This window comes from Planomicrobium sp. CPCC 101110 (assembly GCF_007859395.1).
Classification (GTDB): domain Bacteria; phylum Bacillota; class Bacilli; order Bacillales_A; family Planococcaceae; genus Planococcus.
Window position 1 is genome coordinate 479,028 of record NZ_VOHD01000003.1, and the last position, 22,695, is coordinate 501,722.

Consider the following 22,695-nt stretch of genomic DNA (forward strand, 5'->3'; position numbering starts at 1 on the left):
GCACTTGACCTGGAACTGGTAGGTGAAGTGCTGCAAGTCATGAAGCAGCTGGCTGAAGAGGGAATGACGATGGTTGTTGTAACCCATGAGATGAAATTTGCGAAAGAAGTGGCTGACCGCATTATCATGCTTGATAAAGGGAAAGTGATTGAATCAGCCGATCCCAAGACTTTTTTCGAAAATCCAAAAAACGAACGCACTCGTCAATTTATCCAATTGGTCGAGTAGGCGGACATGCTATTTCCGAAAGGCGCTGGTTATATGAACCGGCGCCTTTTTCTTGTTTGGATACGTTTTTAAATTGGAAAATCGGTTAAAGAATACTAGAGGAAACGAAGGGAGGCATGGCGGACTAAGGACAAAGGAAACTAATGGCACAGATACAGCAAGAAACAGCCGTCTTTAGAAACGGGTCAAGTCTTTCAGGAAAGAACATATCAGATTGAATGGGAGGCATAAAAAATGAAGATTGCGGATATCATGACGCCGGATGTAGATGCTTGTTCACCGCAAGCAACAATCCAGGAAGTTGCGACAAGAATGAGAGATCTGGATGTAGGTTCAATCCCTGTTGCCGAAGGCGACAAATTGATCGGGATAGTCACAGACCGGGATATTGTTGTCCGGGCAATAGCAGATCAATTGTCTTTAGATCGTCCCATTTCTGAAATCATATCTTCTGAGCCTGTGACTGGCAATGTTGACATGTCTGTTGAAGACGCTGCTAATCTTATGTCCCAGCACCAAATTCGCCGTTTGCCTATAGTTGAAAACAACCGCCTGGTCGGCATTGTCTCTTTAGGGGATATTGCAGTAAAAGATGAAACTTACGACAATGCCGAAGTCGCATTGGATGATGTGTCAGAACCGGCAGAACCGGACAGATAAAGGCGAGATCATAGCAACTTTTTTTCGATCCATACACAGTTAAGCGATGGCAATCTTAAAAGCCGGCTCCAAGGAGCCGGCTTTTGACTTATTATGGCGTTTCAATAATATCTACGGAAACAAGCGGCATATTTTCTTCGGCCTGGCCTTCATAGATGCCTTGCACAGTGACAGTATCCCCGACAGCGACTGCGGTTTCAGCCATATTCCGTACATATACTTGTTGGTCTCCATCAGTCAGTATAAAAGCGGGAAAAGCGTTATCATCCGTTAATTCTTCTACAGTACCGGTTAAACTTACAGGTTCCCCGTCCGGAATCTCACCGTTTGCCAATGCTGCAAAGGTGGCCGGTTCTGCTTCATCCGCTTCTTCAGGTGATGTGGGATCTAATTCTCCTTCAGGAGCTGAAACTTCTGTTTCGCTTTCTTGGGTTGTACTGGCATTTTCATCATTTCCGCATGCCCCCAGCAGCAACGAAAGCGAAAACAAAAAGAGCAATTTGTTCATCATCATCACTCCTAAACGTTATAAAAACCTCATACTACAACATACCCTTTAAAAGTCGAGGCTTAAACGAAAACTCCTGAAATCATAATATCAAACAGCTTTCCGCCGTTTGGCGTCGGCTATTACCACACAATAGTTTCCGGATAATCAGCTTGAAAAGGTATTTCATGAATCGCTTTTTTTGCTGGATTTGCCACAGCCAATACTTGCTTGCGAAAAGACAGGTAGTCTTGATCTTTTGCAGCAATTTTTGCTGCAATGGCGGGCAATATTTTCTCGCGCTGCAATGCGGTCAGGCCAATATATTGAAGGTTCAAAAAATCGATGTATTGAATTGCGTAATCTTTCATAGGTGTTGCTGAGCTGAATGCTTGAAGGAGGGCTTGGTAATCTTTCTCGCCGATCTGGCCATGTAAGCAATCAAGAATCAATGACTGGAAATGGGCGATAGTGTGGAGATGGAAATTCCATTCCGGATTCTGCACTTCCTTCCGGTGCAAAAGGGAAAAGTCCCTCAAAGCAAGAGCTGCAAACAATATTTCGGGCCAAAGTATTTCAACGGAAAAATAGATGTTCTTGTCTGGCGCAATGAAATTATGTTGCTTTTTCACATGTTCATGAAATCCATTAAATACAGTTTCAATATTGCGGCTCCCTTGTGCCGCCTGTCGAATAGCATATGAAACGCTAAGAAGGCGCATTCTGGCGCCAGTGTAATCATAATACTTTTCTTCCTCGCCGATTACGTGATAGATGGCTTGGTTCAATCCATCCAAATCAAAATAATCGCCGCTGATTTTAACTCCCGTATGATGCGGTGTATTAGTAATCGTTAGCACAAGCGGATCCTCCTCAGCGTTTTGGTGTGTAATTCAATTGCTTAAACAACTCTTCCCGCTCCGCGTCAGTTAAATCCCGCCATTGTCCGACAGGCAAATCACCCAGATGGATGTTCATAATGCGGATTCTTTTCAAGCTTCGGACCTCGTATCCGAGAGCGGTGCACATGCGGCGGATTTGACGGTTCAGTCCTTGTCGGATAGTCAGGCGGAATGTGTATTTCGCCAGCTTTTCCGCTTTAGCGGGGAGCGTTTTTGTTTCGAGGATCTCTACGCCTGCCTCCATTTTTTTGATGAAAGAATCTGTTATAGGCATATCCACTTTTACAATGTATTCTTTTTCATGTTCATTTTCCGCCCGCAAAATTTCGTTGACGATATCTCCATCGTTGGTTAACAAAATCAACCCTTCGGAATCTTTATCTAATCGCCCAACATGGAAAATGCGTTCGGAGTGGTTGACGAAGTCAACGATATTGCCTTCAATATGGCGTTCTGTTGTGCTCGTAATGCCGACCGGTTTGTTAAGGGCAATGTAGACATATTGCTGTTTAGGCTGCTCAATGATTTTTCCATCCACCTTGACTTCGTCGCCCGGTTCCACTTTACTGCCCAGTTCAGCGGCTTTGCCGTTTATTGTCACTCGTTGGGCTTCTATATATTTATCTGCTCCACGGCGAGATGTAATTCCAGTTTCGCTTAAAAATTTATTGATTCGCATTTGAAATTCCCTTCGTTTGTAATTTAACTTTTATTTTAATATTATACCCTCAATCAGCATTTAACAAAACGAACACAAGCAAATGGAAATTTATTAGGAAAAAACTATTGCAATTTTTCGATAAGTTTGACAATATGAAAGAGAAGCCGTGTGTTTGCGCTAACTTTTCGAATGAAAATGTAAGCGCATACTGTTCGGCAATCTTAATCAAAGGGGAGGAAACAAAATGGTAATGGTTTATGCTTCACCGAACAGCGAAGGGGCAAAAAGCAAATTTAAAAGCAGATATGAAAACTTCATAAATGGTGAATGGAAAGCGCCGGTAAAAGGACAATACTTTGATAATGTATCACCGGTCAACGGCAAAAAGTTCACTGAAGTTGCCCGTTCTACTGCAGAAGATGTGGAATTGGCGCTGGATGCTGCACATGCTGCAAAAGATGCTTGGGGACGCACGTCCGTTACGGAGCGGTCAAATATCCTGTTAAAAATTGCCGATCGCATGGAACAGAACCTCGAGATGCTGGCAGTTGCCGAAACTTGGGATAACGGAAAAGCAGTCCGCGAAACGCTGAATGCCGATTTGCCGCTGGCGATTGACCATTTCCGCTATTTTGCGGGAGTAATACGCGCACAAGAAGGATCAATCAGCCAAATTGACGCGGATACGGTTGCGTACCACTTCCATGAGCCGCTTGGTGTCGTCGGGCAAATCATACCATGGAACTTCCCATTGCTTATGGCTACCTGGAAATTGGCGCCGGCGCTTGCAGCAGGTAACTGTGTCGTATTGAAGCCGGCTGAACAGACCCCTGCAAGCATTCTTGTCTGGGCAGAATTGGTTGGGGATCTGTTGCCGCCGGGTGTTGTGAATATCGTAAATGGTTTCGGCTTGGAAGCTGGGAAACCGCTGGCTTCAAGCCCGCGCATCAGTAAAATTGCATTTACTGGCGAAACGACAACCGGCCGTTTGATCATGCAATATGCTTCCCAGAACTTGATACCGGTAACACTGGAACTTGGAGGCAAATCACCGAACATTTTCTTTAAGGACATCATGGACCAAGATGATGCTTTCCTGGATAAGGCAATCGAAGGCTTCGTCATGTTCGCATTAAACCAAGGCGAGGTTTGTACATGCCCTTCACGGGTGCTTATTCACGAAGATATCTATGATGAATTCATAGCGCGTGCAATCAAACGCGTAGAAGCCATTAAAATCGGGAATCCGTTAGATCCGGACACAATGATGGGTGCCCAAGCTTCACAGGAGCAAATGGAAAAAATCATGTCCTATTTGGATATCGGCAAGCAGGAAGGCGCTGAAGTACTGACTGGCGGCGACCGCAATATGCTCGACGGCGACTTGGCGGAAGGCTACTATATCAAGCCTACTGTGTTTAAAGGAAACAACAAGATGCGCATTTTCCAAGAAGAGATTTTTGGGCCGGTCGTATCGGTAACAACATTCAAGACCAAAGAAGAAGCGCTGGAAATTGCGAATGACACATTATACGGATTAGGGGCGGGGATTTGGACGCGCGATACGAATACCGCATTCCGTTTTGGCCGCGGCATCCAGGCAGGCCGTGTATGGACGAACTGCTATCACCAATACCCTGCGCACGCAGCATTCGGCGGTTACAAAATGTCCGGTATCGGCCGCGAAAACCACAAAATGATGCTGGAGCATTATCAGCAAACAAAAAACATGCTCGTAAGCTACAGCGAAGACAAGCTCGGGTTCTTCTGATTCAGAAAGAAGGTGAAAGGCAATGGTCGAACGCGTTACCGCAACAGATGCAGCGCTGGAGTTGATTGACCTTTTGAAGAGCAAACATGGGGCGCTCATGTTCCATCAGTCTGGAGGCTGTTGTGACGGAAGCTCTCCGATGTGTTATCCGGAAGGAGACCTTTTTCTCGGGGACCAAGATGTGCTGCTTGGTGAAATCGGCGGCTGCAAGTTCTACATGCATAAAAACCAATTCGACTACTGGAGCCATACGCAGCTGATCATCGACGTTGTAGATGGGCGAGGCGGAATGTTCTCGCTTGAAGGTGTGGAAGGCAAACGATTTTTGACAAGGTCACGCGCTTTCACTGCAGAGGAAACAAAAGAATTGCAGCAGCAAGCATAAGAAAACCGGATGCAAATGCATCCGGTTTTCTGCTTTTGAAAATGGATTGAATTGAATTGAAAGTGTTCCAGTAATCTTTTCTGATTGCCGTTTTTTCCATACTAAAAGAACAAGAAACCTTGTAAGAATAAGGTTTCCAATGGAAAATGCAATAGAAAAATGCTATAATCGGAGAATGAAAGGTGGTTGTGAAATCGATGAAATTAGCCAACGGGGTTTCCCGAGAACAAGCCGCTCATGCGCTTTCTTATGCGTCACATTCCCTTATAACGGAAGGGTTCAAAGTGACAAGTGAGGACCAGAAATTTGTTTTGTCGGTACTGACTGGTGAACAAACGGAAGCTCAATTCCATCAAGCCATCAAAATGAAGTTCAATGTCTAAATATCGGCATACCTCGATGTACTGCTACCCGGATACCAATGTCTTGATCAACGTGTTTGGCTTGAAAGATGAAGAGAAATTGAAAGAAGTGGAGAAAGTGTATACGCTTTTCCGCTTGTCCGAGATGCAGATGCAAAAACCTCGAAATCCTTTGGATAAAGAGGCATTTCTGGCGATTCATCATGGTATTTTAAAAGATGTTTATCCATTTGCTGGAGAATTGCGGAAAGAAATGATCTCTAAAGGCTCGTCCTCTTTTGCGCATCCCGATTTTATCGAACCTCAGCTGAATAAAATTTTTGATGAATTGGCAGAAGAAAGTTACTTGAAAGATCTGCCCCGTGAGCAGTTGATTCCAAGGCTGGCCTACTATTTAGCCGAATTGAACGCACTCCATCCATTCAGGGAGGGGAACGGGCGCACATTGAGGGAATTTGCCAGGCAGCTGCTTTTGAATGCCGGTCATCAATTGAGCTGGGAGAAAGTGCCGGAGCCGGCAGAAATCATCAACGCGTTTGTGGATTCTTTCAATTTGAACAACGATCGGTTGGAAAAATTGTTAAATGAAATCATTTCCATGTGAAAGGCCGGCTCATCCATGAGCCGGCCTTTCACATGGAAGCGGATTGTTTTTCAGCCATTCAACTCCAAATTCAACCAAAGGCTGCATGGCTGTAAATTGAACCTCAGCTTGTCCAAGCTTTCCTTTTAAGATAATTCCAGTATAATCTTTAACGAGTTCCGGAAATCGTTCAGAATCCGTATCGACACAATCGTATGTCCGCCAGATACGCTTGCCGTCTTCGCTGACGGCGGCGCCTTGGGGGGACGCTGTCCGGTTCTCTTGCAGGAATTCAGCCAAATGGAGGGCTGTGCATGAATCAAATCCGACTCCAATCAGCATGATTTTAACCTCAGCCTGCAGCATTTTGCCGAGCGGCGAGCCCATGCCGAATGAATCTTCAAGCGGATGTTCACTCATCCATTCAGCAGCTTTTTTGCCCCATGCCATGAATGAATGGCTTGGGTGCGGGCTGCGTATTGTTGAAGGGTGCCGATGAAAGCATTCGGCAATTTTCCCCATCCCTCTCAGGCCTGTTAAATGAGGGTCATAGGCTGGCAGCGACTCCCGCAGGGGCTGATGCCAGTTTTCGGGGATTGGCGGCTCCATCCAATAGCGAGGATCGGAATTATCGGCTGATTGGGACGGCATGACGATTGTGCCTTCCCCGGTGACCGTTTCCATCAGTGATTCAACAACGGCTTGTGCACCGCCGGCAATCCAGCCCATGGATTTTAAGGAAGAATGGACAATAATCGAATCGCCGGCTTTGATTCCAAGCTGGCTAAGTTGTTTTTTCAAGGAATCTTTCGATTGAAATTCAGGTGTATTTAAAATTCGCAGCAGTTCTGTCATAGATGCCCCTCCTTGAATATCAATATACCACAAGAGGAATTTGCTGTTTCTATAAAGCCGAGTTAGCATTAAGAAAAGGAGTGGATAAAATGGAAGCAATTCCAATGAAAGAATCACGCACAATACAGACAAAATTGGTGTTGCCGCCAGATACCAACCATATGGATTCCATCTTCGGAGGAAAAGTACTGGCATATATAGATGAAATTGCAGCTATTACTGCTATGAAACACGCCCGCCAGCAAGTAGTGGTCACCGCTTCGATTGACTCGGTCGATTTTCTTTCTTCAGCGCGTGTTGGAGATGTCCTCGAACTTGAGGCGAATGTGATATCGACCGGGCGTACCTCAATGGAAGTATATGTACGGGTCAAATCCCATAATTTAGAGACCGGTGAAGAAAAATTGACAACCGAATCGTTCCTGACCATGGTGGCAATGGGGGCAGACGGGAAACCGACGCCGGTGCCGCCGGTATTGCCGGAATCAGAAGGCGAGAAAATGTTTTTCGAAACGGCTCCTGCGCGCAGGGAGTACCGGAAAAACCGGGTGAAAGCGCCAAAAGTCTAATCAGTAAAAAAACAGTGTTCCGGACAATTCCGGAACACTGTTTTATTTTGGTGTTTTAACATTCTCCAATGCATCTTCAGGTTTGCTGCTAATGACTGACAAGCTGCCATCAGTTTCTAAAACGACAGCTTTCGCTTCGGATGTGGAGCCTGAACCGGAACTGCGGATAGCTTGAAGGATTTCAATCTCTGTTATTCTCTCTTTTTTCATCGCACTGCGCAAAAATTCACCATTCAAATAAAGCAATTTAGGCTCTGATTTGATCAGTTTGTTGAACCAACTGAAATGAACCGACCCAAAAGAAATGACATATTGGAGCAAGAGCAGCAGTGCGAAAGCAGTCAGCCCTTCAAACAAAGTGAGCTTGCTGTCCAATAAGATTGTTGAAAGGGTAGAACCCAGCGCAACTGTCACTACCAGGTCGAAAGCATTCAATTTTGTTAAAGTCCGCTTTCCGGAAATGCGCAGAAACAAGATGAGTCCGATATATGCCAGTGTTCCAACGGTTATCATTCGTACAAAACTGTCCCAAGTAATTTCGAACATTGTTCCGCCTCCTTAAAGTGTGGATAACTGAAGAAAAATTACTTATCCACATGTGAATAATTGTATTTTTTCTAAATTGTCCACACAATTACTGGACAACTTTTTGAGAATGTTGATAAATATGCTTGATTGCTTTGCTTATTCAATGAATAGTGGATAACTTGATAGAAAAAGACGAATCCAAAGGATTCGTCTTTTTATTAATTGCTTTTAACTAACAGCTCATCAAAATAAGAATTGAATTCTTTTGAGCGTTTCAAGATGGTGCTGGTAGCAACGCCGAATTTTTCACTCAAATCTTTTGAAGAAAGCATAGGTCCTTGGATAAGTTCATTGTCTTGTAAAAATCTCCAGAAACCGGCAACAAGCGCTTCCGGTTTTTGCACAGCAGGCTGCTGGCTTGTAAGATAACTGTTCATGATGCTGGTCACATTGCCGACAGTTTCTTCGTCAAAATTGGCTGTTTCAATATGTTTCGCAAGTTCAACCATTACTCCGTCATGTTCCGGGGACAATTGCGCATGTTTTTCTACAGGGCCTGTAGAATATTGAACGATGTGTTCCACAACAGTCAAATAATTTTCATGCAAATAACGTTCACCGGCAGTTGCGCCAGCTTCCGCCATTTTTGCTTGAAGCTTCTCGAAGAATGGAGCGAATTCACCAACAACCGTCAAATAACCATTGAGGAACAAGACGCCATTAGCGCCGGCGCGGGAATCAGGCAGCATGATGGCAAGAAGGCCTTGGCCGTTTTCCATGTCTGTCGGCGGCTGGTCGGTCATCACGTATTCTTCTCCTGTAAACGCGTCTTTCAGTTTGGCTGTCTCCAAATCGCCTTCCACCAATTGGCCAAGGAAGACTTTCACATTTTTCCAGTTTGTAAGAACGTCTTTTGTGATTGGGCGTTGAGCCAATTCAATTTGTTTTACCAGGAATTCCTGCCATAGTTCCGGTTTTTTCATGAACAGGAAATTCTCGATCACGAAGGCTTGCGCATCGTTTTCAGCCATCGATTGCATCAAACGGGGCTGCCATTCCTGTTGAAGCTCACGGAAGCTTGCAAGCTGCTGCTGATTCGGATTTTCAGAGAAAAATAACTGGCGCACTTTAAAAAGTTCATCATTCACCAAGTCATTAATGGATACTGCTTGCACGTTGCCGTGGCACTTTTTATATTTTTTGCCGCTGCCGCATGGGCATGGGTCGTTTCTTCCTACCATTTACAATCACCTACAATTTTTTCTTGAGTGTAACATAAAATTGAGCTCCACTCAAAAGTCGGATGATTCTGACGTTAATAGGCCATACAAATACATATCGAAACGCTTGCCATCCCGCTGCAGAAATTCCCGGTAAACGCCTTCTTTTTTAAATCCGAGTTTTTCATACATGGCGATTGCTGGTTTGTTGTATTCAAAAACAGTGAGCTGGACGCGATGGAGGTTAAGCTCATTCCAAGCGTAGTTCAACAATATCTCCATCGCTTCCGTTCCATAGCCTTTTCCTTGGTAGTCGGTCCCGAGGGCTATGGAAATCCAGCCGACTCGATGGGTCCATTGTATATCTTCGATTGCACAGACACCGAGGAATGTATCCAGTTTGACCGGGCGGATGGAAAAACGGAAATCGCGCTCAGAATCTTGCCGGAACCATTCTTCCGCCTGCTTCTCGGAAATTTCGCGGATCGGGCTGGAATTGTAATTGCGGCCAAAGCCCATTTCGCTGTTCCATACTCGGTAGATGGGCAAATCTTCTTCTTTCATCGCGGTCAAGCAAATTTTCTCTCCCGTAAACAAGCGAATTCCTCCTAGGCGAACAAATTGATGTCAAGGGAATCAAGAATGGGCTGCGGTACGAAAAAGCGAACGGTTACAAGCGGATCGACCACTTGGCTTATTTGTGTTTCTCCGGCAGCACTCATCAGCATCGTCATTTCACTGACAGTCAGATCGGTATGCGGCAGCAGGAGGTCGATCATTTCCTCCACGGCAATTTTTACCGCTTCATCAAGCGTCATGGCGGAAACAAGCAGCGCCACACCATCTGCATTCTGCAGGACCGGGTATTTGGAATGGAGGCCTTTGACAACATCAAACGTTACGGTTGCGCGGCCTGGCACTTCAATGCCGGAAACACTGACTTCGCCATCTCCCATCGCTGCATGGAAATCTCCTAAGGCGAAAAGTGCCCCATCCGTAAATACAGGGAAATACAAAGTAGCGCCTTTGGTAATCAGTTTTGTGTCCATGTTGCCTCCATGGGCGCCGGGGGTTCCGCAAGAAACAGGTTCTCCTTCGGGCGCAACGCCGATCACCCCGATCATCGGATTCAATGGCAATTGCAATTGCTCATTGAAAATCGCTTTGCCTTCAGCAATCGGAATGATCTTGGATTCCATTTTTTCCATTCGGTGGCCCATGACGCCGAGCTCGGGCCCGGTTACCATAACGCCTTGATCGCCGATTTCCAGCTCGTCAATCGTTACTTTCAGAAGATCGCCATAAGCAGCTCCTTCAATGAAGATTGGGCCAGTGGCAGGATTTATTTCGTTCCAATCTATAGCCGCGACTTCCTGCTCTGGGGAGGTTAGCTGGTTCTTGAAACAGTCGTATGTTTCAATAGTGACTGTATCACCGGGTTGTACATGCATCACTGGCTTGTTCAGGCGGGAAAAGGCATAAATAACATCTTGCCTTGATAAGGTTTTCATAAAGGAACACTCCTTTTTTGTAATATTTTAATAATTGTAGCAACTGGTGAAGCGAATAGTAAAGCTCCAAGTGCAAGGTTTAAAAAGCTGTAGTAACATAAAGGGAGAAAAAGATTAGAAGTTGGAAGGGGGCTTTCCTGTGTATGGGAATCCAGTGAATTTGATGATTTCTTGGATGAAAGTCATTTTTCTGACGGCTTTGATAGTCGTGGCCACCAGGCAATTTTTGTTTGAACCGGTAGAAGTGCATGGCAAATCGATGATGCCGACAATTGAGGAAGACGATAAGGTGATATTGACCAAAATTAGCCGGGTCGCTAATTTTGATTTGGTTGTTTTTGTGGCTCCGAACGGGAAGAATCTGATTAAACGTGTAATCGGAACACCAGGCGACCTCATAAAAATGAAAGACGATCAATTGTTTCTCAATGGCCGGGCGGTAGCGGAACCATACTTGGAAGAAAATTTAAGGCTGGCAAAAAAACAAGGGTATATACGGTTGACGGAAGATTTCCCGGAATTCAGAGTTCCTTCCGGTTCTTATTATGTGCTTGGAGATAACCGGCTGAATAGCGTGGATTCACGAGTTTTCGGATTTATATTGGAAAAATCCGTGGTTGGGGAAGCGAAATTCCGCATTGCGCCGGCAAAACATATGGGACCACTTTAGCAAGGTCCGGGAATGTCCGGTCTTTTGACGATAAAAAAACTGCCATTCAAGCGAAAGGCAGTTTTTGCAGCAGAACTAAAACAAATTCAATTTTTCGATGCGCCCGATTGCCTCTGCGATTCGTGGCTCGTCCACGAGCAGGCCGACACGGACATATCCTTCTCCGCTGGCGCCAAAGCCGCTTCCTGCAGCAACGGAAATATCTGCATGATCCATCAGGTAATTGCTGAACTCGACACTGGTAAACCCTTCCGGGATGGGCAGCCAAGCAAAAAAAGAACCTTTGGGAGCTTGGATTTTCCAGCCGATGCGGGCGCACTCAACTGCAAGTACTTCCCGGCGTTTTTCATAAGTTCCCACAAGTTCGTCGACGCATCGCTGATCGCCGGTTAAAGCGGCTGCCGCTGCGACTTGAAGGGCAGGGGACAGGCCGGCAAACAAGTGGTCTTGGATCAGGTTCAACGATTCGATCATCTTGGCATTGCCAACAGCGAAACCGATACGCCATCCCGCCATATTGTAGGTTTTGGACAAGGTATACATCTCGATGCCGATTTCTTTTGCGCCTTCTGTTTGAAGAAAGCTCGGCGGCTTTTGGCCATCGAAGCCGATAGCTCCATAAGCGAAATCATGGACAACTCCGATGCCGTTCTGTTTTGCAAAAGCGGCTGTTTCATCAAAAAACTCTTTAGTGGCCACACCGCCAGTTGGATTGTTCGGGTAGTTCAAATACATCAATTTTGCCCGCTGCAAGACAGTTTGCTCCAATTCTTCATAATCCGGCAAAAAGCCGTTAGCGGCTTTGAGCGGCATTAAAGAAAATTCGACATCTGCAAGCGGGGCTCCGGATAAATAATCGGGATATCCCGGATCGGGCAGCAACAGCAAGTCGCCAGGGTTCATCAAAGCGAGCGGCAGTTCTACTAATCCGATCTTAGTGCCTCCGAGTATCGCGACTTCTGTATCGGGATCGATAAGGACGCCATACTCCCGTTTATAAAAATCAGCCGCGGCTTGACGCAATTCCGGAATGCCGCGGAAAGGTGAGTATTTATGGTTTTTTGGGTCAGCCACCGCTTCTTGCATGGCTTTGACGATATGAGAAGGAGTCGGCTGGTCTGGATTGCCTTGCCCTAAGTTGATGATGTCGCGGCCTTCTGCAATGGCGCTGTTGGTTTTGGCTGCAAGAGAAGCGAAAAATTGATCGGGTAATTGTTGTAACCGTTTTGAAAATTCCATTCGAATGTCCCTCATTTTCTAAATAATTGCGCATCTACTCCAAATCTTATAGAGTTTAAAGTAACTTGTCTACTGGAGGAAAAACATATGAAAATTGCATGCATACAATTTGATATCGCATTCGGGCAACCGGAAACGAATTTTAGCCGGTTGGCTGAAAAAATGGCCGAGGCAAAAGACAACGGAGCGGATATTATCGTTTTGCCGGAAATGTGGAATACCGGCTATGCGCTAACTGACTTACAGGAGCTGGCAGATGGAGAGGAAAAGGCAAAAGCTTTTATTGCGGATTTCGCTAAAAAACATCAAGTGCATGTAGTAGGGGGATCAGTGTCCACCCGAAAAAACGGCTCCTTCTATAATACGATGCATATCGCCGACAAAAACGGCGACGTTATCGGAGAATATGATAAAGCCCATCTATTCGGGCTGATGGATGAACATATATATATGAAAGCGGGAAATTCGCTGAATCTTTTCGAATTGGATGGCGTCACATGCGGCGGAGTTATCTGCTATGATATCCGTTTTCCGGAATGGATCCGTGCCCATGCGCTGAACGGAGCCCAAATCATGTTTGTGCCGGCAGAGTGGCCAGCGGCACGAATCGATCATTGGCGCGTATTGCTTCAAGCCCGGGCAATTGAAAATCAGTGTTTTATTGTGGCGGTCAATCGCGCTGGAAGCGATCCGAAAAATGAATTCGGCGGCAACTCGATGGTTATTGCCCCATGGGGGGAAATCCGCATGCAATTGGGAGCAGAAGAAACTATTGGCTATGCCGAAATCGACTTGAACGAAGTGGACGAAGTTCGCGGACGGATTCCTGTGTTTGACGATCGTCGGGAGAAATTATATGAAAAAGCACTGAAAGCCGATCGGTTGAAGTAAAGCAGGCAAAATTGCCTTCCCCAATGTTTTTCTTTTATCGTATGATAAAGAAGCTATTTCTAATCTATGTTGTTACAGATTTACTATAAGGAATCTGAGTGGGTTTTATGATAGAATTATACGAAATGAGCAAAAAAAAGAACTTTTGAGGCGCGTGAAATGCGGGCTGATGGGGTGGAGGCAAACCAATGACCAATTCAAAGCACGTCCTTACGTATGGGGATGCTTTTGTGGATTATATAGCAAACAATACAAACAATGATTCGTTCACTCGCCATCTTGGCGGTGCAACAGTGAACGTCGCAGCAGGAGTCAGCCGCCTTGGCGTGCCTTCTGCATTCATCACTGTAACAGGGGATGATGAAACGTCCGCTTTCGTCCGCGGGGAACTTGAAAAAGAGAACGTGATCCTTGATCCATCCATAATGGTTCCGGAAAAGCGGGTGAGCGGAGTTTTCATCCATCTGACACCTGAATATGACCGGATTTTTGCGGAGTATGTCAATGAGACTCCAGATATCCAGGTAACTTCAAGGGACCTTCAAAAAGAAGCATTTGAACATGCCAGTGTCTTTCATATCTGTTCCGGCACTATGTTCCATCCGACGGCACTGGAAACAACGGAAAAAGCAGTGGAACTGGCAAAGGCGAACGGTGTGATCTGTTCGTTCGATGCCAACATTCGGCCGCTCCGCTGGGACAGCGAACAACGCAGCCGGGATACAGCCCGAAAATTCCTGCAAACTACCGATGTGCTGAAAGTGACAACGGATGAACTGGCATTTTTGATGGAGACGGACTCGATGGAAGAAGGCATTGCGCGCCTGGCGGATTTTAATATCCCGCTTGTTTTCCTGACGGACGGGGAAAACGGAACTTTCGCTTTGTTTGAAGGGGAAGTTTTTCATGTACCGGTTATACCGGTGAAGCCAGTGGATACAACAGGAGCTGGAGACGCGTTTGTAGCGGGAACCATCCGCCATATACATTTGAATGGCATGCCTGGAACCAGGCAGGAAGTGATTGAATGCGCTTCGTTCTCCAATAAGCTTGGCGCGCTTTGTGCGACAAAAGCGGGTGCACTTACTGCAATGCCTAGAATTGAAGAGTTGGAACGACTGAACCGCTGAAGTATAAAGCAAACGATAGGAGAGAGATCAAAGTGGCAAAACACAGTTTTCATTTACAAGCAAATTGGCCTGGCCTCCGCAACGATGTCGGGGACATTGAGGCAGGCAACTTAAAAACACAAATTTCAATTCCACCGGAAATGGATGGGCCGGGAGTCGGGACCAATCCTGATGAAATGCTGCTTGGCGCTGCCGCAACATGCTATATCATCACACTTGCGGCGATGATGGAGCGGAGCAACCTGGACAAAGAGTCATTGACGATGGAGTCAGAAGGAATCGTTGATGTAACAAATGGCGTCATCACTTACGAACGCATTATCCATAGACCGCGTGTTGTGCTGAAAGCCGATGCTTCAGACCGCGATTTTTCTTTGGCGCAAAAGCTTGCCGAAAAAGCGGAGGCTTCATGCATGATCAGCCGGGCCATCAAAGGCAATGTGGAAATTGAATTGCAGGCTGATATCAAAGCTGCAGAAAAAACTGCAGAAACAGTCAACCATTGACTGCCTAACCAAGACAGCTGCAGTTTGCAGCTTCCAAAATAATTCAGATGATTTCCATAAAAAAAGATGAGGCCGGATTTTCCGGCCTCATCTTTTTAGCTCTTGCAAGGGCTGCTGGCTAATTTTTTTAATCTGGTCTGAAGGATAAGTGAAAATGCCGGTCTGGTTTGTTTGAGCGGCTGCATACATGGCGTTAGCGACGCTTCTCGCACTGACAGGTTTGTATTTCTGCAAAGGGCCGGTAAGGAAAGGGCTGAAAATCGGGCTCAAAACACTTGCCGCTTTTTCAGCTAAGCGAAACTCTTGCCGATTGCCGAGCAGCAGCGAAGGCTGGAAAATGTGAAGAGCCGGCAGTTCAAGCTTTTTCAGCTTTTCTTCAAGCTCCCCTTTTGTTTTGCTGTAGAAAACTTTCGATTCGGCATCCGCTCCAATAGCAGAAACGATAAGGAAATTTTGGACGCCGTGGACGCTCGACATATTGGCAAGCCTAACTGGGTACTCATAATCCACTTTCCGGAAAGCTTCTTGGGAACCGGCTTTCCTGATGGTCGTGCCCAAGCAGCAATATACGTCATGGACCTTGAAATGAATCGTGTAGTTTTCAAGTTCTTCGTAATCGACAATGACCTGCTCTAATTTAGGGTGCTTGGCATCCAACGGCTTTCGGACCATGATTTTCACATATTCATAGACAGGATTTTCGAGCAGTACGTGCAACAACTCGGTTCCGACCAGCCCACTGGCTCCTGCAAGCAAAGCAGATCTGCTGTTTACTGTCATAGGTTTCTCTCCATTCTTTTCACTGGAACAACTCGTATTTTCTTATTATACTACGGAGTATTTCTTTTTCGGAGGATTTTAAACTTCTATTTACGGGAATATGCCCCGTATAGGAATGAATGGGGGAGAAATATGCTTGAAATTCAATTTATCTTAATCTACGCGTCCATCATGTGGCTAGTAATCGAAATTGCCACAATGCTCTTTGTAGCAACCGGACTCAAAAAACAAATAGCCCGCTACCAAGTGATTTCCATGCTGACGGCAACCGGTTTTACCACGGACGAAGCTTCGTTGATCATTGACCATCCTATCCGCAGGAGAATCAGTGCGGGGGTAATACTGTTCGGGTATTTTTCTCTGGCGGTCATGATTTCTTCCATAGCAACGATCTTATCGAATGATTTGCAAATCAATTGGATGCTGGCTGGCATTGGTTCTCTCTTTGTGGTTTTCCTGGCTTTGCGGAGCAAGTGGGTCCATGGGTTTTTAGCGGATAAATTTGAACATGAAATGGATGAAGAATATGACCTGGAAGACTGGCCGCTTAAAACGGCCTTATCATTAGAAGAACAGGACATGGTGGCCCTTGTGTACATCCAAGAAGATTCGAAATACGTGGGCCTTCCCTCTGAAGAACTGATCCGGAAAGATGCGGATCTCCATTTGCTGTTCATCCGGAGAGGCGACGTGATTTTGAGGAAGTCCATATTTGATGTAGAACTGCAAGCCGGTGATAAAGTGATGATTTTCGGTGAAAAGGACCATATCAAGAAAGAATTCGGCGATATGTTGTCCGAGAGTGGAAAATAGCCGGTTAAATTCCTTTGTTTCTCTTTCGAAAAGAGTACAATAAAAGAAAGGATATGCGTGAAAGGACGAAGACAATGAAACCAGTAATTGTGGCCGAAAAACCAAGCCAGGCCAAAGCATATGCGGATGCCTTCAAAACAACCAAGCGCGACGGCTATATAGAAATTGCCCCAAACCCGATTTTTCCGGAAGGGGCATACATCACCTGGGGAATTGGCCATCTCGTGGAGTTGAGGGAACCGAAAGCCTATGATCCGAAATGGGCCAAGTGGTCGCTTGCTGCGCTGCCTATTTTGCCGGCGTCTTATCAGTTTCAAGTGGCGAGGGGGAAAGCCCAGCAATTTGGCGTCATCAAAAAACTTATCAAACAAACCGATACCGTGATCAATGCGTGTGACGTAGACCGGGAAGGTTCTAATATTTTTTACAGCATTTATTACCAGACGGGGGCAAAAGGAAAGACGATCAAGCGCCTGTGGATCAACTCGCTTGAAGTGGACGAAGTACGTAAGGGGTTTCAGGAACTGCGCGATAACCGGCAGGACCTTCTGCTGTACGAGGAAGCGAGAGCTCGCCAAATCAGCGACTGGCTGGTCGGCATGAATGGCTCGCGATTGTATTCGCTTTTGCTTCAGGCTAAAGGGATACGCGAAGTGTTTGCCATCGGCCGGGTGCAGACGCCGACGGTTTTTCTGATTTATCAGCGGGAAAAAGAAATTGAAGCATTTGTGCCTGAACCATTCTATGAAATCGAAGGCATTTTTGACGCGGAAAAAGGCCGCTACAAGGGCAAAGCGAAGTTGAAGTCAAAAGAGCGGAAAGAAGCGGAGGAGCTGCTTTCCAAACACGGAATTTCCGGTAAAGCCGATGGCACAGTCACTTCAGTGAAAACGACCGAAAAGCGGACGCCCCCTCCTCAGCTGCATTCGCTGTCGACCTTGCAGGCAGCAGCGAATCGGAAGTGGAAATACAGCCCTTCCAAAGTGTTGTCGGTCATGCAAGGGCTATACGAAAAAAAGCTTGTCAGTTATCCAAGAACCGATGCGCAGCATATTACGACAAGCGAGTTCGCGTATTTGGCCAACCAAGTGGAAGCATATCAGCAATTGATCGGAAACCCTTTTCCGATTGCTTCAAAAGCGCCGAAAAAACGTTTTGTCGACAACGCGAAAGTACAGGAGCACTACGCCATCATCCCGACAAAAACCTTGCCGACAGCCAGAAAGCTCGAAAGCTTGGCCCGTGATGAGCGCAATCTGTATGAAGAAGTGCTGCGGACGACATTGGCGATGTTCCATAGGGATTACCGCTATGCGGAAACGAAAGTAACGACCAATGTGAATGGCTTGGAGTTTTTTACGACCGGCAAAACAGAGCTTGAGCAGGGCTGGAAAGAATTGTTCCCGGCTGCCCGGGATGCCAAGCAAGAACCGTCGCTTCCGGAACTCAGGGAACAAGAAGCGGTGAAAAGCGAAGTTGCGGTCAAGGAAGGCATGACAACACCGCCGAAACCGTATACGGAAGGCCAGCTGATCGCCATGATGAAAACTTGCGGAAAGTTCGTTGACGATGTGGAAGATACCGAAATTCTAAAAGAAATTGAGGGACTCGGCACAGAGGCGACCCGGAGCGGCATTATCGAGACGATCAAACGGCATGAATACATTACCGTGAACAAAAACATCGTCTCCATTACCGGAAAAGGACGGATCTTGTGCCAGGCCATTGAAGGGAATTTGCTGTCGAGCCCGTCCATGACCGCAAAATGGGAAACCTATTTAAAGAAAATCGGCAATGGGGAAGGCTCATCAGAAGTGTTCCTTACGACCATCGGCAAGTTTATCCAAAAATTACTGGATGAAGTACCAGCCCAGATGCAGAAGAACGGCTTGCCTGAAGAAATGGCGATGCCCGGATCAAAAGAGGAAATTGCGCTTTGCCCCACTTGCAAAAAAGGCATGATTGTCTCTAGCAAGGGCTATTACAACTGCACGGAGTACGCGAATGGCTGCAAGCAGTCGTTTCCCGCTGTCTTCTTGAAAAAGCGGCTGACCGCCAAACAAATCGAGTATTTGTGCACCAAAGGCAAGACACCGGTATTGAAAGGATTTGTCTCGAAAAATGGCAAAAAGTTCAATGCCAAGCTGTTGCTTGAAGAAGGAAAAATAAAAATGGAATTTTGATCAACGCTTACTAGCATCGGAGATTTTTCATCTCCGATGCTTATTTAATGAATCAAAAACCTTTTATCCTCTATCTTTTCAGGGTATGGAAAAGAAAGTGAAATTTGAAAGGATGATTTTTGTGGAAACAATGACAATCTACGTAAAAGAAGCGACCGAAGAAAAGCCGCTGCAATTGCTGGAAGCCTTTTTGCTTGAAATGGAAGAAGTGGAGCGGGCATTGGTGGATATTGAAGAAGGGGAAGTCGCTATCACTTATGACCCGGCTCAAATATCGGCAGACCAGCTGACAAAACGAATTCAATTGGAAGGATTTCATCTTACTGAGTAAAGCAGGTACATATTCCTTTACTTCGCTAACCGAAGCAAGTATGCTTAAAGCACTTGGAAAACAATAGTGTTTCCATTTTGAAGATATTTCTTTGTTTGTCAGCGTAATTCTTTAACCCCCAATATAGATTGGTTCAATGTTACAGACGATAGAGCTGTAAACAAAGCCGAAAAGAAGTTCTCCGATGTGAGAACTCTTTTCGGCTTTTTTTCTTGTGAAAAGGAAGGGCGATCATTTACATGCGTTATTTTGTTGATCATAAACAAAAGCGGATCCATCAAAAATTATATGCCGGAGACCGTTGCGGCTTTACGGAAACCCCTGTTGAAAAGCGGGAGTTTACAGATTCCAGTGCCTATATTGAAAAGTTGGCGGCTCAAAAGTTATATGTGAAATGCGAATACTGCCGTTCCTTTCAAACTGTTATCAAATGACTTGATATTTCTTTCGAGCGGCATCAGGAAAACAGAATTGCCTCCAACAAGGCGGAAGTTTTTCTGCTTCTTGAGGAATGCCAATCTTTCATGCCGGCGTTGCTTCAGTGCGAATTGCCGCTGCCAAGCGCCTATCGGCAACGGCAAGTTGAAAATCCGAATGGTGTCAGTTTGTATCTGGAATCTGTTGAACCGCCTTTGGATTTTGCGGAACGGCTTTCAACTGCATTTCAGGCCATTGATTGAACGGTCTTGATAAAACAAAGCGCCTGCCATGTTTGGCAGGCGTTTCTATTTTTTTCTCGGGTTCAAGCACCAAAAATGTTCGGTCATTCAGCCAATAAACCTCCGTGCTTCCAGGTTCTCTCTGGGCTTTGACACTGGCTTTATTCAATTCTTCCTGAAAGGCTTTTTCGTCAAAATTTGCCGGCCGGGCAAAAGATTCCGGGTTTGCTTCTTCATTTAAAACCACGATAATCATTCCGCTTTCGTGGATGAGGTTCCAGTCAGCATAAACTTCCTTTACATCACATTCTGCCAGTTCTGATAGTACGAGTTTAATCTCGGCTATCATTTCTTCCATAATCAAGTCGCTTATTTTATAGACATGGTTTACTTCATTTCTTTTCAATAAAATCTTTTCAGTTGCTGTCAAGCATCCGCGAAGATGAATAGCGATAAAAGGGTAGATGATGCTTACGAAAATGGATGTAGGTCCTTTGCCGAAATGTTCGCGCATCAGCGTTGAAACAAATCCTCCAATTTCGGTTTGGATTGTTTTTTCTTGCGGCATTTGGGTGGGCTCCTCTGAATCGGAAGCGAGCTTCCTCTTCCGTTTAGCCTCAGTATACGCTTTAAATGGAGCAATAGGCAGGAGATGCAACTGAACGCTGGAATGTTTGAACCAAGCATAAGAGGGGTATTTTTTACCAAATGATATGGAAAAATTTCAGAATGGTAAAAATGCAAGTAAAAAAGCAGCAGAAAATAAGGGGGGAGGAATTCATGGCTATTACCAATGGCGGCTCAGTGGATCATGCAACAGCCAAAAACCGTGTTGTATACTCATCTTTCAATCTTTGGTCCGGCTTTCTGTTCGGTCTTGGATTTGCTGCTTTTGTTGATGAGAGCGTCTTTCATCAACTCTTGCATTGGCATCATTTCTACGATAAATCGACCACCGATGTCGGACTTGTTTCTGATGGTATTTTTCACGCATTCAGTTGGTTTGCGACAGTAGGCTCCCTTTTTATGTATGCCAATCTTCGGCGCAGAAAAGGGCTATGGCCGAAAAGGTGGATTGGCGGAGCTTTTTTAGGTGCCGGTTCCTTTCAACTGTATGATGGCCTCATCCAGCATAAAGTGATGAAGTTGCATCAAATCCGTTATGAGGTGGACCTTTTTATGTACGATGTGGTCTGGAACGCAAGTGCGCTTATTTTAATGGCGGTTGGCGTCATTTTAGTGCTGCAGACGCGCAGGACATCCACTAAGGCAAAAGCGGAGCGGTGAGGAAAACATGCAGCATTCGGCACATACCGAGCAATTGGCAATTGAACCTTTGTATATGACAATGATGCTGATTGGAGTTCTGCTTTATATTGCGGCAGTTCTTCGGTCCAACAAAAAGCTCCGGCCTTGGCCATGGCATCGTACAGTTTTCTGGTGTGCCGGGATTATAAGCATAGCTCTATCCTTAGAAGGCCCTTTGGCAGTGCAATCGCATATAAATTTCATCGCCCATATGGCTGGGCATTTACTGCTGGGTATGCTGGCGCCGCTCCTCATTGCGCTTGCCGCTCCCATGACACTGGTTTTTAGGATATTGAGCATTCCTTCCGCAAGACGCCTGACGCGTCTTTTGAAAAGCCGTCCATTTTTTCTGCTCAGCCATCCCGTAACGGCTGCACTCCTCAATATCGGAGGGCTTTACGTTCTTTATACTACGGACTTCTATATGGCCATGCACCATAATCTGTTCCTGGAGATGCTTGTTCATGTGCATATCTTTTTAGCCGGATATTTGTTTACAGTGTCCATCATTTACATCGATCCCATAGCACACCGGTTCAGCTTTATATATCGGGCTATCGTGCTTATGCTGGCGCTGGCTGCCCACGGTATTTTGGCGAAATACATTTATGCCCACCCTCCAACCGGCGTACCAAGAGAAGAGGCAGAGGCAGGCGGTATGCTGATGTATTACGGAGGCGACGCCATCGATTTGATATTGATCACCATACTTTGTTATCACTGGTATAGAACATCGCGGCCGCGCATGGCGGGAGCGGGGGAGATCAAGTGAACCGAAAGGCCGCCTTCAAGTCTTTTGACGTTGAAAACGGCCTCTTTTTGCTTGCTATTCGTATTTTCCTTTCAAACGGACAAAGATCACTTTGTTGAGTACGATGGAAGAAACTTCCCCATGTCCATTTTTTGCAATCAGCCGCAATTCCTGTGCCAACGGGCCGCCGACAGGAATGATCATTTTCCCGTTATTGGCCAGCTGCCCGACCAGTTCCGATGGAACTTCCGAGGCTGCGGCGGTCACCATGATCCGGTCATATGGCGCGTGTTCCCGCCAGCCTAGACTGCCATCTCCCAAATGAAACATGATGTTGGCAAAACCGGATTCTGCTAGCCTTTCTTTAGCCCTGAAGTGCAAAGCTTCAATTCGTTCAACAGTATATACCGTCTTAGAAAATTCAGCAAGCAATGCTGTCTGAAAACCGGATCCGGTCCCAATTTCAAGCACTTTGGAATCAGGCTGTAAATCCAAAGCCACTGTCATTTCCAAAACAAGGGAAGGCTGGGATATTGTCTGCTCATAGCCGATGGGAAGTGCTTCATCCAAACCAGCGAATTCCTTGTTGACGTCCATAAAAAAACTTCGATCCATTTTCTCGAAATAGTCAGTGATCTCTTTTCTTCGGCTATTCATGGCGATTCCCCGCTTTCTTCAGTTTAGGGTCTGAACATGAATGTTTATGGAGTGT

General features: G+C 45.8%; 27 protein-coding genes and 1 pseudogene. 16 read left to right on the forward strand and 12 right to left on the reverse strand.

Going from position 1 to position 22,695, the window contains the following annotated elements; translation table 11 throughout:
• Both FQV30_RS18100 and FQV30_RS02455 read left to right on the forward strand, forming a co-directional pair.
• Positions 1 to 228 (forward strand): annotated as a pseudogene (locus FQV30_RS18100) (polar amino acid ABC transporter ATP-binding protein); the annotation flags it as partial.
• Between the two features lie 234 nt (positions 229 to 462).
• Positions 463 to 888: a CBS domain-containing protein gene (locus FQV30_RS02455; RefSeq protein ID WP_146498555.1), complete on the forward strand. Its 426-nt coding sequence runs from the start codon at positions 463 to 465 to the stop codon at positions 886 to 888.
• Between the two features lie 91 nt (positions 889 to 979).
• Here the strand turns inward: FQV30_RS02455 and FQV30_RS02460 are convergent, their stop codons facing one another.
• The 3 genes from FQV30_RS02460 to rluF form a co-directional block, all read right to left on the reverse strand.
• Positions 980 to 1,396, reverse strand: coding sequence for a hypothetical protein (locus FQV30_RS02460; RefSeq protein ID WP_146498556.1), 417 nt, complete (start codon positions 1,394 to 1,396; stop codon positions 980 to 982).
• 122 nt (positions 1,397 to 1,518) lie between these two features.
• Positions 1,519 to 2,235, reverse strand: coding sequence for a DUF6904 family protein (locus tag FQV30_RS02465; RefSeq protein ID WP_146498557.1), 717 nt, complete (start codon positions 2,233 to 2,235; stop codon positions 1,519 to 1,521).
• Between the two features lie 13 nt (positions 2,236 to 2,248).
• Positions 2,249 to 2,956, reverse strand: coding sequence for a 23S rRNA pseudouridine(2604) synthase RluF (gene rluF, locus FQV30_RS02470; RefSeq protein ID WP_146498558.1), 708 nt, complete (start codon positions 2,954 to 2,956; stop codon positions 2,249 to 2,251).
• A 232-nt stretch (positions 2,957 to 3,188) separates the two neighbouring features.
• Here rluF and adh point away from each other — a divergent pair, with 232 nt between their 5' ends.
• The 4 genes from adh (at position 3,189) to FQV30_RS02490 (ending at position 6,060) form a co-directional block, all read left to right on the forward strand.
• On the forward strand, positions 3,189 to 4,709 hold the full coding sequence (adh, locus tag FQV30_RS02475) for an aldehyde dehydrogenase (protein WP_146499544.1): 1,521 nt from the start codon (positions 3,189 to 3,191) through the stop codon (positions 4,707 to 4,709).
• Positions 4,710 to 4,731: 22 nt separating this feature from the next.
• Complete coding sequence (locus FQV30_RS02480; RefSeq protein WP_146498559.1) at positions 4,732 to 5,094, forward strand: DUF779 domain-containing protein; 363 nt, start codon at positions 4,732 to 4,734, stop codon at positions 5,092 to 5,094.
• Positions 5,095 to 5,291: 197 nt separating this feature from the next.
• On the forward strand, positions 5,292 to 5,477 hold the full coding sequence (locus FQV30_RS02485; RefSeq protein ID WP_146498560.1) for a hypothetical protein: 186 nt from the start codon (positions 5,292 to 5,294) through the stop codon (positions 5,475 to 5,477).
• The gene (locus FQV30_RS02490; protein ID WP_146498561.1) at positions 5,470 to 6,060 is read left to right on the forward strand and encodes a Fic/DOC family protein; all 591 of its coding nucleotides are present in this window, start codon (positions 5,470 to 5,472) and stop codon (positions 6,058 to 6,060) included. The genes FQV30_RS02485 and FQV30_RS02490 overlap by 8 nt, the downstream gene beginning before the upstream one ends.
• 9 nt (positions 6,061 to 6,069) lie before the next feature.
• Here FQV30_RS02490 and FQV30_RS02495 read toward each other — a convergent pair whose 3' ends face one another.
• Positions 6,070 to 6,894: an AAC(3) family N-acetyltransferase gene (locus tag FQV30_RS02495; protein WP_146498562.1), complete on the reverse strand. Its 825-nt coding sequence runs from the start codon at positions 6,892 to 6,894 to the stop codon at positions 6,070 to 6,072.
• An 89-nt stretch (positions 6,895 to 6,983) separates the two neighbouring features.
• Between FQV30_RS02495 and FQV30_RS02500 the strand changes: the two genes are divergently transcribed.
• Entirely contained in the window at positions 6,984 to 7,463 is a 480-nt protein-coding gene (locus FQV30_RS02500; RefSeq protein WP_146498563.1) for an acyl-CoA thioesterase, read from the forward strand.
• Positions 7,464 to 7,505: 42 nt separating this feature from the next.
• On the opposite strand, the gene FQV30_RS02505 is transcribed toward FQV30_RS02500, so the two are convergent.
• The 4 genes from FQV30_RS02505 to FQV30_RS02520 all read right to left on the reverse strand — a co-directional run bounded on the left by FQV30_RS02505 (position 7,506) and on the right by FQV30_RS02520 (position 10,722).
• On the reverse strand, positions 7,506 to 8,009 hold the full coding sequence (locus tag FQV30_RS02505) for a DUF421 domain-containing protein (protein ID WP_146498564.1): 504 nt from the start codon (positions 8,007 to 8,009) through the stop codon (positions 7,506 to 7,508).
• Between the two features lie 200 nt (positions 8,010 to 8,209).
• Positions 8,210 to 9,232 carry an SEC-C metal-binding domain-containing protein gene (locus tag FQV30_RS02510; protein ID WP_146498565.1) on the reverse strand — a complete coding sequence of 341 codons (1,023 nt, stop codon included), beginning with the start codon at positions 9,230 to 9,232 and terminating at the stop codon, positions 8,210 to 8,212.
• 51 nt (positions 9,233 to 9,283) lie between these two features.
• A complete protein-coding gene (locus tag FQV30_RS02515; RefSeq protein ID WP_146498566.1) occupies positions 9,284 to 9,808 on the reverse strand; it encodes a GNAT family N-acetyltransferase in 525 nt (174 codons plus the stop codon).
• Positions 9,809 to 9,819: 11 nt separating this feature from the next.
• Positions 9,820 to 10,722, reverse strand: coding sequence for an acetamidase/formamidase family protein (locus FQV30_RS02520; protein WP_146498567.1), 903 nt, complete (start codon positions 10,720 to 10,722; stop codon positions 9,820 to 9,822).
• A gap of 139 nt (positions 10,723 to 10,861) precedes the next feature.
• On the opposite strand from FQV30_RS02520, the gene lepB reads away from it, so the two are divergent.
• On the forward strand, positions 10,862 to 11,392 hold the full coding sequence (gene lepB, locus FQV30_RS02525; protein WP_186725500.1) for a signal peptidase I: 531 nt from the start codon (positions 10,862 to 10,864) through the stop codon (positions 11,390 to 11,392).
• Between the two features lie 75 nt (positions 11,393 to 11,467).
• On the opposite strand, the gene FQV30_RS02530 is transcribed toward lepB, so the two are convergent.
• Positions 11,468 to 12,631 carry a pyridoxal phosphate-dependent aminotransferase gene (locus tag FQV30_RS02530; protein WP_146498568.1) on the reverse strand — a complete coding sequence of 388 codons (1,164 nt, stop codon included), beginning with the start codon at positions 12,629 to 12,631 and terminating at the stop codon, positions 11,468 to 11,470.
• Between the two features lie 87 nt (positions 12,632 to 12,718).
• On the opposite strand from FQV30_RS02530, the gene FQV30_RS02535 reads away from it, so the two are divergent.
• From FQV30_RS02535 to FQV30_RS02545, 3 genes are all read left to right on the forward strand, one after another.
• A complete protein-coding gene (locus FQV30_RS02535; RefSeq protein ID WP_146498569.1) occupies positions 12,719 to 13,522 on the forward strand; it encodes a carbon-nitrogen family hydrolase in 804 nt (267 codons plus the stop codon).
• Between the two features lie 188 nt (positions 13,523 to 13,710).
• Positions 13,711 to 14,652, forward strand: a complete 942-nt coding sequence (locus FQV30_RS02540; RefSeq protein ID WP_146498570.1) for a carbohydrate kinase family protein — start codon at positions 13,711 to 13,713, stop codon at positions 14,650 to 14,652.
• A 32-nt stretch (positions 14,653 to 14,684) separates the two neighbouring features.
• Entirely contained in the window at positions 14,685 to 15,158 is a 474-nt protein-coding gene (locus FQV30_RS02545; RefSeq protein ID WP_146498571.1) for an OsmC family protein, read from the forward strand.
• A gap of 87 nt (positions 15,159 to 15,245) precedes the next feature.
• On the opposite strand, the gene FQV30_RS02550 is transcribed toward FQV30_RS02545, so the two are convergent.
• Positions 15,246 to 15,938, reverse strand: a complete 693-nt coding sequence (locus tag FQV30_RS02550) for an NAD(P)H-binding protein (protein ID WP_146498572.1) — start codon at positions 15,936 to 15,938, stop codon at positions 15,246 to 15,248.
• 132 nt (positions 15,939 to 16,070) lie between these two features.
• Here FQV30_RS02550 and FQV30_RS02555 point away from each other — a divergent pair, with 132 nt between their 5' ends.
• The 3 genes from FQV30_RS02555 (at position 16,071) to FQV30_RS02565 (ending at position 19,265) form a co-directional block, all read left to right on the forward strand.
• Positions 16,071 to 16,751 carry a TrkA C-terminal domain-containing protein gene (locus tag FQV30_RS02555; protein WP_146498573.1) on the forward strand — a complete coding sequence of 227 codons (681 nt, stop codon included), beginning with the start codon at positions 16,071 to 16,073 and terminating at the stop codon, positions 16,749 to 16,751.
• A gap of 74 nt (positions 16,752 to 16,825) precedes the next feature.
• Positions 16,826 to 18,934 carry a type IA DNA topoisomerase gene (locus FQV30_RS02560; RefSeq protein WP_146498574.1) on the forward strand — a complete coding sequence of 703 codons (2,109 nt, stop codon included), beginning with the start codon at positions 16,826 to 16,828 and terminating at the stop codon, positions 18,932 to 18,934.
• A gap of 130 nt (positions 18,935 to 19,064) precedes the next feature.
• On the forward strand, positions 19,065 to 19,265 hold the full coding sequence (locus FQV30_RS02565; RefSeq protein ID WP_255473354.1) for a hypothetical protein: 201 nt from the start codon (positions 19,065 to 19,067) through the stop codon (positions 19,263 to 19,265).
• A gap of 600 nt (positions 19,266 to 19,865) precedes the next feature.
• Here FQV30_RS02565 and FQV30_RS02575 read toward each other — a convergent pair.
• Entirely contained in the window at positions 19,866 to 20,492 is a 627-nt protein-coding gene (locus FQV30_RS02575; RefSeq protein ID WP_146498577.1) for a Na-translocating system protein MpsC family protein, read from the reverse strand.
• Positions 20,493 to 20,704: 212 nt separating this feature from the next.
• On the opposite strand from FQV30_RS02575, the gene FQV30_RS02580 reads away from it, so the two are divergent.
• Together FQV30_RS02580 and FQV30_RS02585 are read left to right on the forward strand one after the other, a co-directional pair.
• Positions 20,705 to 21,211, forward strand: coding sequence for a DUF2243 domain-containing protein (locus tag FQV30_RS02580; RefSeq protein ID WP_146498578.1), 507 nt, complete (start codon positions 20,705 to 20,707; stop codon positions 21,209 to 21,211).
• 7 nt (positions 21,212 to 21,218) lie between these two features.
• Positions 21,219 to 22,004, forward strand: a complete 786-nt coding sequence (locus FQV30_RS02585) for a cytochrome c oxidase assembly protein (RefSeq protein WP_146498579.1) — start codon at positions 21,219 to 21,221, stop codon at positions 22,002 to 22,004.
• A 54-nt stretch (positions 22,005 to 22,058) separates the two neighbouring features.
• Here FQV30_RS02585 and FQV30_RS02590 read toward each other — a convergent pair whose 3' ends face one another.
• Entirely contained in the window at positions 22,059 to 22,640 is a 582-nt protein-coding gene (locus tag FQV30_RS02590; RefSeq protein ID WP_146498580.1) for a protein-L-isoaspartate(D-aspartate) O-methyltransferase, read from the reverse strand.
• Between the last annotated feature and the right edge of the window lie 55 nt (positions 22,641 to 22,695).

Excerpts from the sequence above, each read along its gene's own strand:
- FQV30_RS02530 (WP_146498568.1), bottom strand. The coding sequence starts at position 12,631 with ATGGAATTTTCAAAACGGTTACAACAATTACCCGATCAATTTTTCGCT.
- FQV30_RS02485 (WP_146498560.1), top strand. The coding sequence starts at position 5,292 with ATGAAATTAGCCAACGGGGTTTCCCGAGAACAAGCCGCTCATGCGCTT.
- FQV30_RS02480 (WP_146498559.1), top strand. The coding sequence starts at position 4,732 with ATGGTCGAACGCGTTACCGCAACAGATGCAGCGCTGGAGTTGATTGAC.
- adh (WP_146499544.1), top strand. The coding sequence starts at position 3,189 with ATGGTTTATGCTTCACCGAACAGCGAAGGGGCAAAAAGCAAATTTAAA.
- FQV30_RS02555 (WP_146498573.1), top strand. The coding sequence starts at position 16,071 with ATGCTTGAAATTCAATTTATCTTAATCTACGCGTCCATCATGTGGCTA.
- FQV30_RS02520 (WP_146498567.1), bottom strand. The coding sequence starts at position 10,722 with ATGAAAACCTTATCAAGGCAAGATGTTATTTATGCCTTTTCCCGCCTG.
- FQV30_RS02590 (WP_146498580.1), bottom strand. The coding sequence starts at position 22,640 with ATGAATAGCCGAAGAAAAGAGATCACTGACTATTTCGAGAAAATGGAT.
- FQV30_RS02510 (WP_146498565.1), bottom strand. The coding sequence starts at position 9,232 with ATGGTAGGAAGAAACGACCCATGCCCATGCGGCAGCGGCAAAAAATAT.
- FQV30_RS02490 (WP_146498561.1), top strand. The coding sequence starts at position 5,470 with ATGTCTAAATATCGGCATACCTCGATGTACTGCTACCCGGATACCAAT.
- FQV30_RS02505 (WP_146498564.1), bottom strand. The coding sequence starts at position 8,009 with ATGTTCGAAATTACTTGGGACAGTTTTGTACGAATGATAACCGTTGGA.
- FQV30_RS02565 (WP_255473354.1), top strand. The coding sequence starts at position 19,065 with ATGACAATCTACGTAAAAGAAGCGACCGAAGAAAAGCCGCTGCAATTG.
- FQV30_RS02455 (WP_146498555.1), top strand. The coding sequence starts at position 463 with ATGAAGATTGCGGATATCATGACGCCGGATGTAGATGCTTGTTCACCG.
- FQV30_RS02500 (WP_146498563.1), top strand. The coding sequence starts at position 6,984 with ATGGAAGCAATTCCAATGAAAGAATCACGCACAATACAGACAAAATTG.
- FQV30_RS02540 (WP_146498570.1), top strand. The coding sequence starts at position 13,711 with ATGACCAATTCAAAGCACGTCCTTACGTATGGGGATGCTTTTGTGGAT.
- FQV30_RS02560 (WP_146498574.1), top strand. The coding sequence starts at position 16,826 with ATGAAACCAGTAATTGTGGCCGAAAAACCAAGCCAGGCCAAAGCATAT.
- rluF (WP_146498558.1), bottom strand. The coding sequence starts at position 2,956 with ATGCGAATCAATAAATTTTTAAGCGAAACTGGAATTACATCTCGCCGT.
- FQV30_RS02575 (WP_146498577.1), bottom strand. The coding sequence starts at position 20,492 with ATGCCGCAAGAAAAAACAATCCAAACCGAAATTGGAGGATTTGTTTCA.
- FQV30_RS02585 (WP_146498579.1), top strand. The coding sequence starts at position 21,219 with ATGCAGCATTCGGCACATACCGAGCAATTGGCAATTGAACCTTTGTAT.
- FQV30_RS02580 (WP_146498578.1), top strand. The coding sequence starts at position 20,705 with ATGGCTATTACCAATGGCGGCTCAGTGGATCATGCAACAGCCAAAAAC.
- FQV30_RS02550 (WP_146498572.1), bottom strand. The coding sequence starts at position 15,938 with ATGACAGTAAACAGCAGATCTGCTTTGCTTGCAGGAGCCAGTGGGCTG.
- FQV30_RS02535 (WP_146498569.1), top strand. The coding sequence starts at position 12,719 with ATGAAAATTGCATGCATACAATTTGATATCGCATTCGGGCAACCGGAA.
- FQV30_RS02460 (WP_146498556.1), bottom strand. The coding sequence starts at position 1,396 with ATGAACAAATTGCTCTTTTTGTTTTCGCTTTCGTTGCTGCTGGGGGCA.
- FQV30_RS02495 (WP_146498562.1), bottom strand. The coding sequence starts at position 6,894 with ATGACAGAACTGCTGCGAATTTTAAATACACCTGAATTTCAATCGAAA.